Raw genomic sequence first — 232 nt, 5'->3', positions numbered from 1 at the left:
TGCCCTGGCTGACCTTCCCCATTGATGACCGGCGCAAGACCGGCCTGCTGTTCCCCACCATCGCCATCGGCGACAGCAGCGGCGGCCTGGATATTACCCAACCGATCTACGTGAACATCCACCCACAGCTGGATGCCACCATCGGGCCCCGCTTTATTGATGGCCGTGGCGAAGGGGTGGACTCCGAATTCCGCTATCTGACGCCCTGGGGCGAAGGCGACATCAGCTACGG

General features: G+C 62.9%; 1 pseudogene. It reads left to right on the top strand.

Features of this window, described 5'->3' with window-relative positions:
- Window positions 1-232 (top strand): annotated as a pseudogene (locus tag A3714_RS17915) (LPS-assembly protein LptD); the annotation flags it as partial.

It is taken from the genome of Alcanivorax sp. HI0007, assembly GCF_001635525.1.
Taxonomy (GTDB): domain Bacteria; phylum Pseudomonadota; class Gammaproteobacteria; order Pseudomonadales; family Alcanivoracaceae; genus Alcanivorax.
Note: the sequence above shows the minus strand (reverse complement) of the source record. Positions and strands in the feature narration are given on the sequence as shown.